Here is a 16,204-nt window from a genome sequence, read left to right as displayed (position 1 = left end):
CGCAATGTGAGACCAATCACATTTTTCATCGCAACTGTTGCCCTAACATGCTGCCGATAGGATCGAACCAGGCCGCGCCGAGCACCGTCATGACAGCCCGTCTATCCCCCTCGCGGCACGCCCATACGTTGCGGTCAATCGCTACGATAGTGCCGAATCTCCAAGCGGTTGACGCCCCCCGTCCCCGGTTTGATAATGCAGGAAGCGTAAGTTAAGGTCGCCGCGGCGCAAGCTGGAACGGCGCCTTTTTGGCTGGACCGCGCTGATTATGAAAATTCGCTTCTTTGTTCTTCTGCTCTTGCTCGTCTCGCTTGTCCCGACTGCCCCATCGCTTGCGGCCGGCGACCGTTTTGCGCTTGTCATCGGCAACGCCAAATATCCGGACGCGGATGCTCCGCTGAAGGAACCGATCAACGATGCGCGCGACGTAGCCGATGAGCTCAAGCGGGACGGCTTCTCGGTCGAGATCGGCGAGAACCTGACCGGCGACGCGATGCGCCGCGCCTTCGACAAGCTCTACGGCAAGATCAAGCCGGGATCGGTGGCGCTGGTGTTCTTCAGCGGTTTCGGCGTCCAGTCGGCGCGCCAGAGCTACTTGCTGCCGGTCGATGCGCAGATCTGGACGGAGTCCGACGTGCGCCGCGATGGTTTCAGCCTCGAGACCGTGCTCGGCGAGCTCAACAGCCGCGGCGCCGGCGTCAAGATCGCGCTGATCGATGCGTCGAGGCGCAACCCGTTCGAGCGCCGGTTCCGCAGCTTCTCGGCCGGCCTGACCCCGGTCATCGCGCCCAACGGCACGCTGGTAATGTACTCGGCGGCGCTGGCCTCGGTGGTCTCGGACGCCGGTGGCGATCACAGCCTGTTCGTCCAAGAGTTGCTGAAGGAGATCCGCGTCCCCGACCTGATGGCCGAGGAGACGCTGAACCGCACCAAGATGGGCGTTACCCGCGCCTCGCGCGGCGAGCAGGTGCCGTGGATTTCCTCCTCCTTGGCCGAAGACTTCTCGTTCATTCCGGGCGCCGGCGGATCGCGTCCCGCAACGACGCCGCCGCCTGCGCCTCCGGCTGCGCCGGCCGTCGTCGCCAACAACCCGGCGCCGGCTCCGCCCGCCCCACCGACGCCGCCTCCGCCGCCGAAGCCGGCCGACACCGCTGCAGCACCGGCTCCTCCTGCGCCGCCTGCGCCCGCACCGGCTCCCGCGCCGAAGCCGCAGATCGAGGCTGCTTTGCCGCCACCACCGCCTCCGGTGAAACCGATTGATCCCGGTCCGGCGCCGAGCACAGAGAGCGGTCCAAGTGCCGCCGTCCTGGCCGATGATCCCACGATCAAGGGCCTGACCGCCAAGATTGCCGCCAATCCGGACGACGTGAACGCGCTGTACCGGCGCGGCCAGGTCTATGCCAGCAAGGGCGCCTACAACCTCGCCATCAAGGATTTCGACGACACCCTCCGGATCAACTCGAAGGACGTCGAAGCGCTGAACAACCGTTGCTGGACCCGCACCGTGGTCGGCGACCTTCAGGGGGCGCTGAAGGATTGCAACGAGGCATTGCGGCTGCGGCCGAACTTCGTCGATGCACTGGACAGCCGGGGACTCGTCAACCTCAAGTCGGGCGCGGTGAAGAACGCCATCGCCGATTTCGACGCGGCCCTGAAGATCAACCCGCGCCTGACCTCTTCGCTCTACGGACGGGGCCTTGCCAAGCAACGCAACGGCTCCGCCCAGGAAGGAGCGCTGGACATCGCCAATGCAAAGGCGATGGATCCGAACATCGTTCAGGAATTCGCAAGCTACGGAGTGCGTTGATATTTTTTCGAGTTGAGGCAGTCGAAGCCTCGAACCTTGAACGGGCCAAGAAAGACTAATGGGCGGATGCCGCAAGAGGCCTTTTCCGAGGCTTATTGCTGAAACTTGGAAGCACGCAAGCTGGCTGAGCAGGAGGGACTGGCTATGAGATTGGCTGCAAAGGGACTTACGGCGATCCTGTCCATCATCGTCGTCGGCGCCGCTCTGTCATTGCCGCGCGCATACGCAGCAGATGACAGCAACAGCAAGAATATCACCGAGGACGAGATCGTCCGCGCACTCGCACCGCCAGCCAAGAAGCCCCTGACCCGCGGCCTCTCGATCGCCCCGCCGACCGAAGCCACGCCGAACGCGGCGGAGACCAGGCTGCTGCAGTCCGTGCGCGGCCGCTCAACGCGTTCGCTGTCCTCGACCGAGCGCGAGGAAATTGCTTCAGTCGCCAAGGACAAGCCGAACATCGATCTCGAAATCACGTTCGACTACAACTCCGCCAACATCAGCGCCAAATCGATGCCGTCGGTGCAGGCGCTCGGCCGGGCGCTGACCAGTCCCGACCTGAAGGGCTCGACCTTCGTGGTCGCCGGCCACACCGATGCCGCCGGCGGCGAAGCCTACAACCAGGACCTGTCGGAGCGTCGCGCCGATTCGATCAAACGCTACCTCATCGAGAAATACAACATCTCCGCGACCGATCTCGTCACCGTCGGCTATGGCAAGAGCAAGCTCAAGAATCCGAGCCAGCCGCTGGCAGAGGTCAATCGCCGCGTGCAGGTCGTCAACATGGAAAACAAGACCACCGCGTCGAAGTGAGCTCGACTTCAATCCTTTGCAGTGACGAGTCGTGATGTGGTGTAAGGTCTCGCTTCCAAAGCGCGTCCCGCAACCTTGCGGGACGCTTTGTTTCAGGGAAACGCTCTGTTTGGGCCTCGTGCGGATGGCCGTGAGCCAGGCCAGGATGATCCGGCGATGAATTTGACCGAATATCTCAAGCCAGTCGGAACCCTGGTGTTCGTCGCCGCGCTCGGTGTCGGCTATTATCTGTTCGAGCATCGGCATCGCCCCGAAGCGAAGGAGACGCCGGGCGAGGCGCTCGTCATCGTGACGAAGTCGACCAACGCCTGCTTCTCCGACCTGGTGCGGGTGACCGGTTTCTTCGTGCCGCGCCGCGAGGCGGTGGTCGTTGCCGACCAGGAAGGCTCCAGGGTCACCGATCTCTTTGTCGCCGAGGGCGCCGTCGTCGCCGACAACCAGGAGCTGGCGCGCCTGACTGCGCCGCCGCAGATCCCTGGCCAGCCGCAGCGACCCGGCCCACAAGGCCCGATCTCGCTGAAAGCAACCGCGCCGGGGCTCATCACCGAGGTCCGCACCATCGTCGGAGCGCCGGCCTCGCCGCAGGCCGGTCCGATGTTCCGCATCGCCGTCAACAACGAGATCGAGCTCGACGCCCAGGTGCCGGCCGTGCACATGTCCAAGCTCAGCCCCGGCGCGACCGTGCGCATCAGCCGCGACGACGCGCCCGATCTGATCGGACGCGTCCGGCTGGTCGCCCCCGAAATCGACCGCACGACCCAGCTCGGGCGCGTCCGCATCAGCGTCGCCAACAATCCATCACTCAAGGTCGGCGTGTTCGCCCGCGCCTCGATCGACGCCAAGCGCAGCTGCGGCGTCTCGATCCCCAAGACCGCGATCGACCATCTCATGGTGCAGGTCGTCAAAGGCAATGTCGTCGAGACGCGCAAAGTGCGGGTCGGACTGTCGTCCGACACCTCGACGGAAATCCTGGAAGGCCTCGAGGTCGGCGAAATCGTCGTGGCCGACGCCGGCTCTTCGCTCCATGACGGCGACCAGATCAAGACCATGTTCGCCGATGAACTCGATCGCACGCGGGTACGCTGATGGCTCTCAATATCTCGGCATGGTCTATACGTCATCCGCTGCCGTCTGTCGTCTTTTCGATCATCCTCCTGGTTCTCGGCTGGACCTCCTTCACCAAGCTTGCGGTGACGCGGCTGCCCTCGGCCGACATCCCCGTGATCTCGGTTGCGGTCTCGCAGTTTGGCGCAGCGCCAGCCGAGCTCGAATCCCAGGTCACCAAGACGGTTGAAGACGCGGTCTCCGGCGTCGAGGGCGTCAGGCACATCACTTCCTCGATCACCGACGGACTGTCGGTCACCACGATCCAGTTCGCACTCGAGACCAACACCGACCGCGCGCTCAACGACGTCAAGGACGCGGTGACGCGCGTGCGCTCCAACCTGCCGCAGAACGTCACCGAGCCGCTGATCCAGCGCGTCGACGTCATCGGCCTGCCGATCGTCACCTATGCCGCGATCTCACCCGGCAAGACGCCGGAGCAGCTCTCTTATTTCGTCGACGACGTGGTCAAGCGCGCGCTGCAGGGCGTGCGCGGCGTCGCGCAGGTCGAGCGCATCGGCGGTGTCGAGCGCGAGATCCTGGTCTCGCTCGATCCCGATCGCTTGCAGGCCATGGGCCTGACTGCCGTCAATGTCAGCCAGAGCCTGCGCGGCACCAATGTCGACGTCGCCGGCGGCCGCGCCGAGATCGGCAAGAACGACCAGGCGATCCGCACGCTCGCGGGCGCCAAGACGCTGGGCGATCTCGCCGGCACCATGATCCCGCTGTTCGGCGGCGGCGAGGTCCGGCTCGATGATCTCGGCACCGTCACCGACACCATCGCCGACCGCCGCACCTTCGCCCGCTTCAATGGCGAGCCGGTGGTCGCGCTCGGCATCAAGCGTTCCAAGGGCGCCAGCGACGTGAAGGTCGCCGAAGCCGTGCAGAAGCGGATTGACGCGCTGAAAGCCGCCTATCCCGACGTCGATCTGAAGGTGATCGACACCTCGGTCGAATACACCAACGGCAATTACCATGCGGCGATCTCGACCCTGTTCGAAGGCGCCATCCTCGCCGTCGTCATCGTGCTCCTGTTCCTGCGCGACCTGCGCGCGACCGTCATCGCCGCGATCTCGCTGCCGCTGTCGATCTTCCCGGCGTTCTGGGCGATGGACCTGCTCGGCTTCTCGCTGAACCTCGTCAGCTTTCTCGCCATCACGCTGTCGACCGGCATTCTCGTCGACGATGCCATCGTCGAGATCGAGAACATCGTCCGGCACATGAACATGGGCAAGTCGCCCTACCGCGCCGCGCTGGAAGCCGCCGACGAGATCGGCCTCGCGGTCATCGCGATCTCGCTGACCATCATCGCGATCTTCGCACCCGCGAGCTTCATGTCGGGCATCGCCGGACAGTTCTTCAAGCAGTTCGGCATCACCGTCTCGGTGCAGGTGTTCTTCTCGCTGCTCGCGGCCCGCTTCGTCACCCCAGTTTTGGCAGCCTACTTCCTCAAGCACCATACGCATGTGGAACCGCCGCCCGGCCGCATATTGCGGTCCTATCATCGAATCGTGGCCTGGTCGGTGAGACACTATTTCATCACGGTGCTGATCGGCCTCGGCGTCTTCGCCGCCTCGATCTGGAGCATCACGCTGCTGCCGCAGGGTTTCCTGCCGGCGCAGGACAGCGCCCGCTCGCTGCTTGCCCTCGAGCTGCCGCCGGGCACCCAGCTCGCCTACACCGAAAAGGTCACCGAGGACATCGTCGCGCGCCTACGCAAGCGGCCCGAGGTCAAGAGCATCTTCGTCGACGGCGGGCGCGTCCCGCCGGGGACCCAGGAAGTCCGGCGCGCCGCCCTGATCATCAATTACACGCCCAAGAACAGCCGCGACATCACCCAGCGCGAGCTTGAATTCTCGATCAGCCAGGAGCTGGAGAACGTTCCCGATATCCGCTTCTGGTTCCTGGACGAGAACGGCCTGCGCGCGATCTCGCTGGTGGTGACCGGTGTCGATCCCAACATCGTCAACAACGTCGCGAGCGAGCTTGCGACGCAGATGAAGCGCATTCCCACCATCTCCAATGTGATCTCGGAGACCTCGCTGGAGCGTCCCGAGCTGCGTATCGAACCGCGCGCCGATCTCGCCGCACGGCTCGGCGTGTCCACCGAAAGCCTGTCGCAGACCATCCGTGTGGCCACCATCGGCGACGTCGGCCCTGCCCTGGCCAAATTCGACGTCGGCGATCGCCTGGTCCCGATCCGGGTACAGCTCGAAGATGCCGCGCGCGGCAATCTGAAGACGCTCGAGCAGCTCCGCGTGCCGCTCGGCGAGCGCGGCGAGAAGGGCGGCGTGCCGCTCTCGGTTATCGCCGACGTCAAGCTCGACCAGGGTCCGACCAGCATCAACCGCTACGACCGTGAGCGGCAGGCAACCGTCGCGGCCGACCTCGTCGGCTCCGCCGCGCTCGGCGATGCCACCAAGAAGATCTACGACCTGCCCGTCATGAAGACCCTGCCGAAAGGCGTGAAGGTCTCACCGTCCGGCGATGCCGAAAGCCTGAACGAACTATCCGACGGCTTCGCCACCGCGATCACGGCGGGCCTGATGATGGTCTACGCCGTGCTGGTGCTGCTGTTCGGCACCTTCCTGCAGCCGATCACCATCCTGTTCTCGCTGCCGCTCTCGATCGGCGGCGCCATTGCCGCACTGCTCGTCACCGGCAAGCAGCTCACCACGCCGGTGTGGATCGGCATCCTGATGCTGATGGGTATCGTCACCAAGAACGCGATCATGCTGGTGGAATTCGCGATCGAAGCCATTCGAGCCGGCAAGCCGCGCGAGGAAGCCATGATCGACGCCGGCATGAAGCGCGCCCGGCCGATCGTGATGACCACGATCGCGATGGCCGCCGGCATGATGCCGAGCGCGCTCGCGGTCGGCGCCGGCGGCGAATTCCGCTCGCCGATGGCGCTCGCGGTGATCGGTGGCCTGATCTTCTCGACCATCCTGTCGCTGGTGTTCGTGCCCGCGATGTTCATGGTGATGGATGATTTCGGCGCCCTGATCTGGCGCTTCGGCAAGCGGCTGATCGTGCACAGCGAGGACGCCGAGACGGACGATCATCACGGAGCGGCACCAGCGGAGGCGCCCCGCGTACCAAAGAACTTCGTGCACCCCGCGGCGGAGTAAGATCGCGTCGCCCAAACTGACGACGTCGGCCTTTTGGGTGCGATGATGAGTGCGCGGCGAGCCAGAAGATCGGACGCCGCGAGCAACCGCTTCCCCTACTCGTTCCGCGCGATCGCCGTCAGCTTGGTCATGTTCCGCAGCAATATCCGGCCGCGCTGGAGATCGAGGATCGCCTCCTTGCGCCAGGTCTGAAGCTGGCGATTGACGCTCTCGCGGGCCGCACCGACGAAGACGCCGAGCTGCTCCTGCGAAATGTGGACCTCGGAGCCGAAATCGGCGGCGAGCGCGCAGAGCCGCCGCGCCAGTCGAACCGGCAGCGGCTGCAGCATGGATTCCTCCATGCGCTCGCTCTGCCAGCGGATGCGCTGGCACAGCAGTGCGATGATCTTGATCGCGACCTTTGGCTCGCGCTCGAGGAAGCCGAGGAAATCTTCGCGCCGCAGCACAAACAGCTCGCTGGTCTCGCCCGCGGTGGCGTCCGCCGTGCGGTTCTGGCCGTCCAGCACCGCGACCTCGCCGAACAGGTCGCCCGGCCCCATGAAATTCAGCGTCAACCGGCTGCCGTCGGAGGCGCCGGTCTCGATGCGGACCTGGCCGCGGCGCACGCCGAACAGCGCATCGCCGGGATCGCCCTTCTGGAACAGCACCTCGCCGTTCCCCAAATGCTGGGTGTGACAAAGATTGGACAGCCGCTGGAGCTCGTCTGCGCCGAGATCGGCGAACATCGGGTTCATCTTCAGGATGACCGCAAATTCGGCCTGCTTGCTCATTTCAATGTCCCTGTGAACGTCCTGGTCATTGTTCCTGGCAATCGCTTGAACCATGAACTTCAGGATCGCGTAAAACCGCGCCGGAGAAGTGTGTCATAAGTCACATAACTTTGCAGCACCCCCTGTCTATTTTTACGCGCTTGGAGCCGCTTCCCGTCCGGGGATAAACTGAAGGCGCAAAGGACGGGTCATCTGCCGGATTCGACGCCGATCGTCCGTCGTTGGAAAGTCGACATGAGAGCATTGAAATTCGTCGGCGGTGCTTTGGCCGCCGTCATCATCGTGATCGCACTCCTGCTGATGGTAGGAATCCCCTCGGGCTTCCTGACCTCCACGATCGCCTCGCGCGTCGAGAGCGCGACCGGCTATCGCCTGTCGATCGACGGCACCACGAAGATCAGCCTGTGGCCGACGCTGAACGTCACCCTGAACGACCTCACGCTTGCCGACCCCAAGGACCGCAGCGGCATCAAGCGCCTGACGGTCGACAGCGTGCAGGCCGACGTGTCGCTCGCAAGCATATGGTCCGGCCGCCCTGAGATCGGCGAGCTCGTCGTCACCCATCCCGTGCTCTACCAGCCGCTGCTGCGTGAGCGCCTGCCGAGTGCCGGCGCCCCGTCGAGGCCGCTCGCGCTCGATACCAATGGCGCCATCATCGACCGCATCAAGGTCACCGACGGCGAAGTTGCATTCTCGCGCCTGCGCGATCGTGTCGAGGGCCGCATCAGCGCCATCAACGCCGACGCGACCGTCGATCGCGACCGCAAGGTCAATATCACCGGCACCGCGCGCGTCGGCGATCATCCCACCAAGTTCGATATCAAGACAGCGACGCCGGCGTCGCCGGCCGAGCGGCCGACGGTGCCGGTAGATTTCGCCATCGACATGCCTGACGTGCTGAAGTCCCAGCTCACCGGTCACGCCGAGATGCGGCTCAATGGCGATGTCGTGATGATCAACGGCCTGAACGGCAGGCTCGGCGACGGCGCATTCAACGGCTGGGCTTCGGTCGACATTGCGAGCAAGCCTCTGGTCAAGGTCGACCTCGACTTCCAGCGGCTCGCGATGCCGCTGGCGAAATCGCCGGAGGGCACGGCCGGGCAGCCCTGGAGCAATGTGCCGATCAACCTGTCCGGGCTCAACTATGTCGATGCGCAGTTGCGGATTTCCGCGAACGAAGCCTTGATCGGCGATGCGCGCATCGCGCCGCTGGCGCTCGACGCCAAGCTCGCCGGCGGCGTGCTGAAGGCCGGCACCGCCAATCTCGGCGCCTATGGCGGCCAGGTCTCGGGCGAAGTAATCCTGGATGCGACCAGCGGTGCGCCGAGCTTTGCCATGCATTCCGATCTCGTCGGCGTGCGCGCGCTGCCGCTGCTGCAGGGTCTTGCCGAATTCGACCGCATCGACGGCAAGCTGCAGGCCAAGCTCGCCCTTCGCAGCGCCGGCAACAGTCAGCGCGCGCTGATGGCGAACATGCAGGGCACGGCCTTCGTCAATTTCCAGGACGGCGCCATCCGCGGCATCAACGTCGCGCAGATGATCCGCTCGCTGACGACGGGCATGCTGTCCGGCTGGCAGGCAAATCAGGACCCCGCCCAGGAGCAGAGCACGGATCTGTCGCAGCTCTCGGCCTCCTTCCGCATCGACAAGGGCCAGGCGGTGACGACCGATCTCAATCTGATTGGGCCGCTGGTGCGCGTGACCGGCGCCGGCACCATCGCGCTCGACACCAAGATGATGGGCTTTCGCGTCGAGCCGAAGCTCGTGATGACGACCGAAGGCCAGGGCCGCACCTCGGAGCCGGTCGGCTTCGGCATCCCCGTGATGATCCAGGGCAGCTGGTCGCAGCCGCGGATCTATCCTGACATGGCCGGCATGCTGGACAATCCGGATGCCGCCTATGCCAAGCTGCGCGAAATGGGCAAGGGCCTGTTCGGCCCCGACGGCGCCGGGCTCGGCAACATTCTGGGCAGCTTCGGCAGCAACCTGGGCCTGGGTGGCACCACCGCGCCAGGCGGCAATGCTCCTGGCAACGCCAATCCGCAAGCCCAGCAGCCGGGGCAGAACAATCTGCTCGGCGGCCCGCTGGGGGAGGCGATCGGCAATCTGATCCAGCAGGGGCTTTCCAATGGCGCCGCAACCGGCAGCGGCTCCGGCCGCAGCCGCAGCGTGCCGGCAACACCCTCCACCCCGGCGCCGCAGGCCTCGCCTGAGGCCCCCGCTGTGGAGGACCCGCCGGTCGCGCAGCAGGACAGTCAGCCAATGAAGGACGTGCTGCGGCAGCTCTTCAACCGATGATCGGCGGACTGACGGGCTGGGCTTCACTGGCAAATCCTTGCATCCGCTTGCACGCCTGCGGCTTCCTCCGAACGCATGAGGCTGCGACAATTCACCGCCCTTCCACCTGACCGGAAGTCCGCGAGGGGTAACCACACCGGCCGGTCCCCGGCCGCGCGACGGCCCTTCGGCCCAAATTGTGGTAGAACGGCCCGAAGGGGCCTGCACGGCCCGTAGCGCCGGCGTCGATGGCGGCGCGAGAGGATCGGGATGGCAGGAGCGAGCGACAAGACACGGTTTCTGCGCGAGGGCCTGTTCGCCAAATACGTCGTCTCCCTCGTCGGCCTCGTCGTGTTCGTCCTCGCCGTCAACGGCGCGATGGAGACCTGGATCTCCTATCGCGCGACCAGGACACAGCTGGCCGACGGGCTGGAGGACAAGGCGCAGGCAGCCGCCCGGCGGATCGAGCAGTCGATCTCCGAGCTCGATCGCCAGATCAGCTGGGTGACGCGGGCGAGCCAGGACACGCTGGAGAAGCGCCGTGCCGACTATGCGTCGCTGCTGCACCAGGTCTCCGACGTCAACCAGCTGTTCCAGCTCAACGGCGACGGCCGCGAGGTGCTGCGCGTCTCCCGGCAGTCGACCACGACCGGCGGCAACGCCGACCTCTCCCGCGACATGCGCTTCACCGACGCCGTCGCCCGCGGCGTCAGCTATGCACCGGCCTGGTTCGCCGACCGTACCCCGATGATGTCGATCTCGGTGGCGCATTCCGGCTTCAATGCCGGCGTCACCGTGGCCGAGATCGATCTCAGCTTCCTCTCCGACTTCCTGTCCGACGCCCAGGTCGGCAAGGCGGCCTTTGCCTATGTCGTCGATCCGCGCGGGCGCGTGCTGGCGACGTCCTCGAAAGGGCCCGAAATCGGCAAGGACCTCTCCAGGCTGCCGCAGGTCGCCGCCGCGATCGCGCCCGGCCACGAGCCGGACTCGTCGGGCACCGACTTCAACGGCCATGGGGTGATGAGCGCCGCGAGCCTCGTGCCAAAGCTCGGCTGGAGCGTGTTGTTCGAGCAGCCCACGACGCAGGCCCTGATGCCGATCCGCGACCAGCTGGTGCGCATCGCGCTTCTGATCGGCATGGGCCTGATGGTCGCGATCCTCGCCGGCACGCTGCTGGCACGCCGCATGATCATCCCGATCACGGCGCTGCGCGACGGCGCCTACAGGCTCGGCGAAGGCGATTTCAGCCACCGTATCGACGTGCACACCTCCGACGAGCTGGAGGACCTCGCCGGGCAGTTCAACCGCATGGCCGACCAGATCCAGGAGACCTATTCGAACCTGGAGACCAAGGTCGAGGAGCGCACCCGCGATCTCGCGCAGTCGATCCACGAGCTCAAGGTGCTGGAGGAGGTCGGGCGCGCGGTGGCCTCCTCGCTCGATCTCAACGCGGTGCTTGCGACGATCGCCGCCCGCGCGATCGAGATCACCCATGCCGACGCGGTGCTGATCTACGGCTTCGACGCCGAGACGCGGCGCTTCAACCTGGTCGAGGCGGGCGGCATCGACACATCCGCCGACGGCGCGCACGTCACCATCGCGCAAGGCGAGAACATCCTGAGCGATGCCGCCGCCGGCGGCGAGCCGATCGCGCTTGCCGAGCTCGGCCTAGCCGCCGAGCAGCCGCTGCGCGAGGTCGCGCTCGCGGCCGGCTTCAACTCGGTGCTGGTGGTGCCGCTGATCGACCAGCAGGGCACGCTCGGCTCGCTGGTGGTGCTGCGGCGCGCCGGCGGCGAGTTTGCCGGCAGCGTCATCGGCCTGATGCGCACCTTCGCCAACCAGGCCGTGCTGGCGATGCGCAATGCGCGGCTGTTCACCGAGGTCGACCACAAGAGCCACGCGCTGGAGGCGGCGAACACGACCGTGCGCGCCCAGGCCGACAAGCTCAAGCAGCAGACCGAGCAGCTCAAGGACTGGAACAAGTCGCTGGAGGCACGCGTCAGGACCCAGCTCGGCGAGATCGAGCGCATCCGCAAGCTCGAGCGTTTCCTGGCGCCGCAGGTGGCGCAGCTGATCGCCTCCTCCGACAGCCCGGAAGGGTTGCTCACCAGCCAGCGCCGCGAGGTCACGGTCGTGTTCTGCGACCTGCGCGGCTTCACCGCGTTCACGGAAGCGACCGAGCCGGAAGAGGCGATGAACGTGCTGCGCGAATATCACGCAGCGCTCGGCAAGCTGATCTTCAAGTATGAGGGCACGCTGGACAAATATGCCGGCGACGGCGTGATGATCCTGTTCAACGCGCCGATCCAGTTCGAGGATCACACCAGGCGCGCGGTGAAGATGGCGGTGGAGATGCGCGACACCATCGGCCCCTTGACCGAGCGCTGGCGCAACCGCGGGCATAGCCTGGGCTTCGGCATCGGCGTCGCACTCGGCTATGCCACGCTCGGCCAGGTCGGCTTCGAGCAGCGGCTGGAATATGCCGCGATTGGCAGCGTCACCAACCTCGCCTCCCGCCTCTGCGGCGAAGCCAAGCCGAACCAGATCGTGGTCAGCCGCCGCGTCTACGGCATGGTCGAGCCCTGGGTGGAGGCCCGCGCCCTCGACGATCTCCAGCTCAAGGGCTTCAACCACCCCGTGCTGGCGATGGAGATCCTGAGCTGGCGCGAGGAGGTGGAGAACGTGGTGGATGCGTCGGCGGTGCGGATGCGGGGGTAGCCGCAAACAAAAAATGCGAAAACAACCCCATGCACAGTAGGCAGAGGCTTTGAGATCAATGACTTACGCGGGCATTCGGGGTAGGCGGCGACGACGGCGTGAGCTGGACGGAATTTTGAGTTTGGCGGGTCCTGAATCTTGCTCTGCGCCTTCAGGAAGATCGCGCCGGTGATGCCGCCCCGGTTTGAGAGCTTCTCCAGCAGCTTGGCGTAGATCTCACTCAGCCCTCACCAGTCCAATAAATCGATTTTCGATTTTTTGTTGACCGCACGGGTACCGCCTTGCAATCATCCCGCAATGGGTCCGCTTCAGTTCGATATGTCCGGAAACCCCGGCGACGGTCCGCGCAGCCTGACGTCGGCGCTGCATGAGCGGTTGCGCGCAGACATCCTGGCAGCTCGGCTTCTTCCGGGTCAGAAGCTGCATATCGCCGGCCTCGCCAAGACGTTCTCGGTGAGCCTTGCCGCCGTTCGCGAGGCTCTGTCGCGTCTCGTCGCCGACGGCCTCGTGCAGGCATCCGACCAGCGCGGCTTCCGCGTGAGCCCGGTGTCGCTCGCCGATCTCGCTGACGTCACGCAGACCCGGATCGACATCGAAGGCCTCGCGCTGCGCCGTTCGATCGAGCGGGGCGACAATGCCTGGCTCGCGTCGGTGGAGTCGACGTGGAGGGACCTGAAGGCCGTCCCCTATCACTACCCTGATGATCCGACCGTGCATTACGAGGAATGGGTGATCCGTCACCGCATTTTCCACCGCGCGCTGGTCAACGCCTGCGGCTCGCCATGGCTGCTCGGCTTCCGCGACGTGTTGCATGAGCAAAGCGAGAGATATCGCCGTCTCTCGATCCGACGCGAGCCCGGCGTCAAGCCGCGCGACGTCGAGGCTGAACACGAGGCGATCGTCGCCGCCGTGGTGAAGCGCGACGCGGATGCGGCAGTTCGCGCCTTGTCAAAGCATTTCGGCACCACCAAGGAGTTCGTCGAGCTCGCCGCCTCACGCATTGCGGAGGTGAGCCGCACGACCTGACGATCCGGAAGAATCCGGCAAACAAAAAAGAGAGACTGGGAGGAAACAATGAAGATCAATCGCCGTCACGCGTTCATGTCGCTCGTTGCCGCCGCAATTTTCGTCGGCCCTGCGAACGCCGCCGACACCATTCGCGTCGGCCTGCCCACGAAAACATACTGGCCGACGACGATCGCCGAGACGGCGGTGCGGCAAAGGCTGTTCGAGAAGGAAGGCATCAAGGCCGAGCTGACCATCTATCGCAGCGGTGCGGAGACGTTCGAAGGCATGGCTGCAGGCGCGGCCGACATCATCCTCGATCCGCCATCGCTGGTCTCCGCCGGACGCAAGAAGGGCGTGATGTCGCGCATCGTTGCCAACGCCGCGATGGGCAATTTCGGCTGGCAGCTGATGGTGCCGGCCAAATCGACGCTCGACGTCAAGGACCTCAACGGCAAGAAGGTGGCGATCACCGCGGCCGGCTCAGGCTCGGACCTGCTTGCGCTGTGGACCATCCAGGACAAGAAGATCGACTTCACGCGCGTCCCGGTCGGCGGCGGCGGCCTGGTGCCGAACCTTCTGGCCGGCAATGTCGACGCCGCCGTGGTCTATTCGCCGCTGAGCTTCCAGATCTCGAAGTCCGGCGAGGCCAAGTCCATACTCGACTACGCGACCGCGGTTCCGCCGAACCTGACCGCGGGCTGGATCGTGCTCGACAAGTTCGCCGAGGCCAAGCCTCAGCTGGTGCAGAAGGCCGTGAACGCTCTCTACGGCGCGGTCGCGTTCATGCGCGCCAATCGCGACGTCACCGTCAAGCTGATCGCCGAGCTCTATGAGATGCCGCCGGAGATCGCCGGTCTCGAATACGACAACACGATCATGAAGCTCGAGACCAGCGGCGACATGGGCGCGGCCAACGTGAGCGCGGCGGTGCAGCTCTCGCTCGACCTCGCCAAGCTCGGCGGGCTCAAGGACATCGTGCCGGTCGAGGACGTGATCTCGACCAAGTTCAAGCCCGTCCCGACCAAGTAGTTGGCGATGCAGAGCACGCTCGCCATCAACCTTGCGCGGACCGCGATCATCGTCGCCATCCTGGCGCTGTGGGAGGTGCTGTCGCGCACCGGCATCGTCAATCCGCGCCTGCTGCCGTCGGCGTCCGACACATTCGTGACGCTCGGCGATCTCCTGCAGCGCGCGGCCGTGCAGAAGGACCTGATGGTCACCGCGACCGAGGTGCTGACGGCATTCGCGCTCGCCGTGCCGTTCGGCGCGGTGATCGGCTTCCTGATCGCGGAGAACCGCTACTTCGCCGATGTCGCCAAGCCGCTGCTGTTCTTCGCCTTCAGCATCCCGAAGTCGATCTTCCTGCCGATGTTCATCCTGGTGTTCGGGGTCGGCTTTGCCCAGAAGGTCGGCTTCGGCTTCTTCTCCACGATCTTCATCGTGATCATGTCGACCACGACGGCGGTCGAGTCCGTCAAGGTCGAGCATCTGACGGTGGCGCGCTCCTATGGCGCCACGCCATGGCAGACGGCATTCCGGGTCTATTTGCCGAGCATGCTGCCGGTTCTGCTGGAGGCGCTGCGGATCTCCATGATCTTCAACCTCACCGGCGTGATCCTCGCCGAGATGTACGCCTCACGCGACGGGATCGGCCACCAGATCGCAATCTGGGGCGAGAATTTCCAGATGAAGCAGCTTCTCGCCGGCGTCGTGATGGTGGCCGCGATCGCCATGACCTTCAACGAACTTGTCAGATGGGTGGAAACGCGATGCAGCCATTGGCGAACGTGACCCCGCTCAAGCCCGCCGCGCGCGCCGGCGCGATCGACGTGAAGGATGTCGGCCAGGTGTTCAAGACCCGGTCGCAGGACGTCGTCGCGCTGGAGGACGTCTCGCTCGAGGTCAAGCCCGGCCGCTTCGTCGTGCTGGTCGGCCCCAGCGGCTGCGGCAAGTCGACTCTCTTGATGATGATGGCGGGGCTGCGTCAGCAGACCGCGGGCACCATCACGATCAGCGGCGCGCCGATCCTGCAGCCCGACCCCGACAGGGTCGGCGTGGTGTTCCAGGAGCCGAGCCTGTTTCCCTGGCTGACGGCGGAGGACAATGTCGAATTTCCGCTGGCGCTCCGCGGCGTTCCCAAGGCCGAGCGGCGAGCCAAGGCGCAGGATGCATTGAAGCTGGTCGGGCTCGAAGGCTTCGGCAGACGTCATCCGCATGAACTCTCGGGCGGCATGAAGCAGCGCGTCTCGATCGCGCGCGGGCTGGTGCAGGACCCACCGGTGCTGCTGATGGATGAGCCGTTCGCGGCGCTCGACGAGCAGACGCGCATGACCATGGGCGACGAGCTGCTGCGCATCTGGGCCGCCACCGGCAAGACGGTCGTGTTCGTCACGCACAGCCTGACCGAAGCCGTCTATCTCGCCGACGAGGTGATCGTGATGTCGGCGCGGCCCGGCCGGATCGTGGACCATCTCCAGGTCCAGTTGCCGCGGCCGCGCACCTACGAGATGCTGAGCGGCGATACCTTCGGCAGCCTGCGCGATCGCATCTGGCGGCACATCCGCAAATCGGCGTGAGGC

11 protein-coding genes are annotated in these 16,204 nt (G+C 65.4%); 10 read left to right on the top strand and 1 reads right to left on the bottom strand.

What is annotated here, in order from left to right; all coding sequences use genetic code 11:
• Positions 1–268: 268 nt before the first annotated feature.
• The 4 genes from ABIG06_RS13840 (at position 269) to ABIG06_RS13825 (ending at position 6,852) form a co-directional block, all read left to right on the top strand.
• Positions 269–1,807, top strand: a complete 1,539-nt coding sequence (locus ABIG06_RS13840) for a caspase family protein (RefSeq protein WP_370137126.1) — start codon at positions 269–271, stop codon at positions 1,805–1,807.
• 144 nt (positions 1,808–1,951) lie between these two features.
• Positions 1,952–2,617 (top strand): OmpA family protein, encoded by a 666-nt coding sequence (locus ABIG06_RS13835; protein WP_370137125.1) that lies wholly within the window; start codon positions 1,952–1,954, stop codon positions 2,615–2,617.
• A 156-nt stretch (positions 2,618–2,773) separates the two neighbouring features.
• Positions 2,774–3,703, top strand: a complete 930-nt coding sequence (locus ABIG06_RS13830; RefSeq protein ID WP_370137123.1) for an efflux RND transporter periplasmic adaptor subunit — start codon at positions 2,774–2,776, stop codon at positions 3,701–3,703.
• A complete protein-coding gene (locus tag ABIG06_RS13825) occupies positions 3,703–6,852 on the top strand; it encodes an efflux RND transporter permease subunit (RefSeq protein ID WP_370137121.1) in 3,150 nt (1,049 codons plus the stop codon). The genes ABIG06_RS13830 and ABIG06_RS13825 overlap by 1 nt, the downstream gene beginning before the upstream one ends.
• A gap of 95 nt (positions 6,853–6,947) precedes the next feature.
• Here the strand turns inward: ABIG06_RS13825 and ABIG06_RS13820 are convergent, their stop codons facing one another.
• Positions 6,948–7,622 (bottom strand): Crp/Fnr family transcriptional regulator, encoded by a 675-nt coding sequence (locus ABIG06_RS13820; protein WP_124162107.1) that lies wholly within the window; start codon positions 7,620–7,622, stop codon positions 6,948–6,950.
• A gap of 234 nt (positions 7,623–7,856) precedes the next feature.
• Here ABIG06_RS13820 and ABIG06_RS13815 point away from each other — a divergent pair, with 234 nt between their 5' ends.
• From ABIG06_RS13815 to ABIG06_RS13790, 6 genes are all read left to right on the top strand, one after another.
• Positions 7,857–9,920, top strand: a complete 2,064-nt coding sequence (locus ABIG06_RS13815; protein ID WP_370137118.1) for an AsmA family protein — start codon at positions 7,857–7,859, stop codon at positions 9,918–9,920.
• Positions 9,921–10,169: 249 nt separating this feature from the next.
• The gene (locus tag ABIG06_RS13810; protein WP_370137116.1) at positions 10,170–12,617 is read left to right on the top strand and encodes an adenylate/guanylate cyclase domain-containing protein; all 2,448 of its coding nucleotides are present in this window, start codon (positions 10,170–10,172) and stop codon (positions 12,615–12,617) included.
• A gap of 318 nt (positions 12,618–12,935) precedes the next feature.
• Entirely contained in the window at positions 12,936–13,643 is a 708-nt protein-coding gene (locus ABIG06_RS13805; protein ID WP_370137115.1) for a GntR family transcriptional regulator, read from the top strand.
• A 48-nt stretch (positions 13,644–13,691) separates the two neighbouring features.
• Positions 13,692–14,654: an ABC transporter substrate-binding protein gene (locus tag ABIG06_RS13800; protein ID WP_370137113.1), complete on the top strand. Its 963-nt coding sequence runs from the start codon at positions 13,692–13,694 to the stop codon at positions 14,652–14,654.
• Between the two features lie 6 nt (positions 14,655–14,660).
• A complete protein-coding gene (locus ABIG06_RS13795) occupies positions 14,661–15,416 on the top strand; it encodes an ABC transporter permease (RefSeq protein WP_370137110.1) in 756 nt (251 codons plus the stop codon).
• Complete coding sequence (locus ABIG06_RS13790) at positions 15,395–16,201, top strand: ABC transporter ATP-binding protein (RefSeq protein ID WP_424578301.1); 807 nt, start codon at positions 15,395–15,397, stop codon at positions 16,199–16,201. The genes ABIG06_RS13795 and ABIG06_RS13790 overlap by 22 nt, the downstream gene beginning before the upstream one ends.
• The last annotated feature ends 3 nt before the right edge of the window (positions 16,202–16,204 follow it).

The organism is Bradyrhizobium sp. USDA 326 (assembly GCF_049739485.1).
Taxonomy (GTDB): Bacteria; Pseudomonadota; Alphaproteobacteria; order Rhizobiales; family Xanthobacteraceae; genus Bradyrhizobium.
Note: the sequence above shows the minus strand (reverse complement) of the source record. Positions and strands in the feature narration are given on the sequence as shown.

Excerpts from the sequence above, each read along its gene's own strand:
- ABIG06_RS13840 (WP_370137126.1), top strand. The coding sequence starts at position 269 with ATGAAAATTCGCTTCTTTGTTCTTCTGCTCTTGCTCGTCTCGCTTGTC.
- ABIG06_RS13835 (WP_370137125.1), top strand. The coding sequence starts at position 1,952 with ATGAGATTGGCTGCAAAGGGACTTACGGCGATCCTGTCCATCATCGTC.
- ABIG06_RS13830 (WP_370137123.1), top strand. The coding sequence starts at position 2,774 with ATGAATTTGACCGAATATCTCAAGCCAGTCGGAACCCTGGTGTTCGTC.
- ABIG06_RS13825 (WP_370137121.1), top strand. The coding sequence starts at position 3,703 with ATGGCTCTCAATATCTCGGCATGGTCTATACGTCATCCGCTGCCGTCT.
- ABIG06_RS13820 (WP_124162107.1), bottom strand. The coding sequence starts at position 7,622 with ATGAGCAAGCAGGCCGAATTTGCGGTCATCCTGAAGATGAACCCGATG.
- ABIG06_RS13815 (WP_370137118.1), top strand. The coding sequence starts at position 7,857 with ATGAGAGCATTGAAATTCGTCGGCGGTGCTTTGGCCGCCGTCATCATC.
- ABIG06_RS13810 (WP_370137116.1), top strand. The coding sequence starts at position 10,170 with ATGGCAGGAGCGAGCGACAAGACACGGTTTCTGCGCGAGGGCCTGTTC.
- ABIG06_RS13805 (WP_370137115.1), top strand. The coding sequence starts at position 12,936 with ATGTCCGGAAACCCCGGCGACGGTCCGCGCAGCCTGACGTCGGCGCTG.
- ABIG06_RS13800 (WP_370137113.1), top strand. The coding sequence starts at position 13,692 with ATGAAGATCAATCGCCGTCACGCGTTCATGTCGCTCGTTGCCGCCGCA.
- ABIG06_RS13795 (WP_370137110.1), top strand. The coding sequence starts at position 14,661 with ATGCAGAGCACGCTCGCCATCAACCTTGCGCGGACCGCGATCATCGTC.
- ABIG06_RS13790 (WP_424578301.1), top strand. The coding sequence starts at position 15,395 with ATGCAGCCATTGGCGAACGTGACCCCGCTCAAGCCCGCCGCGCGCGCC.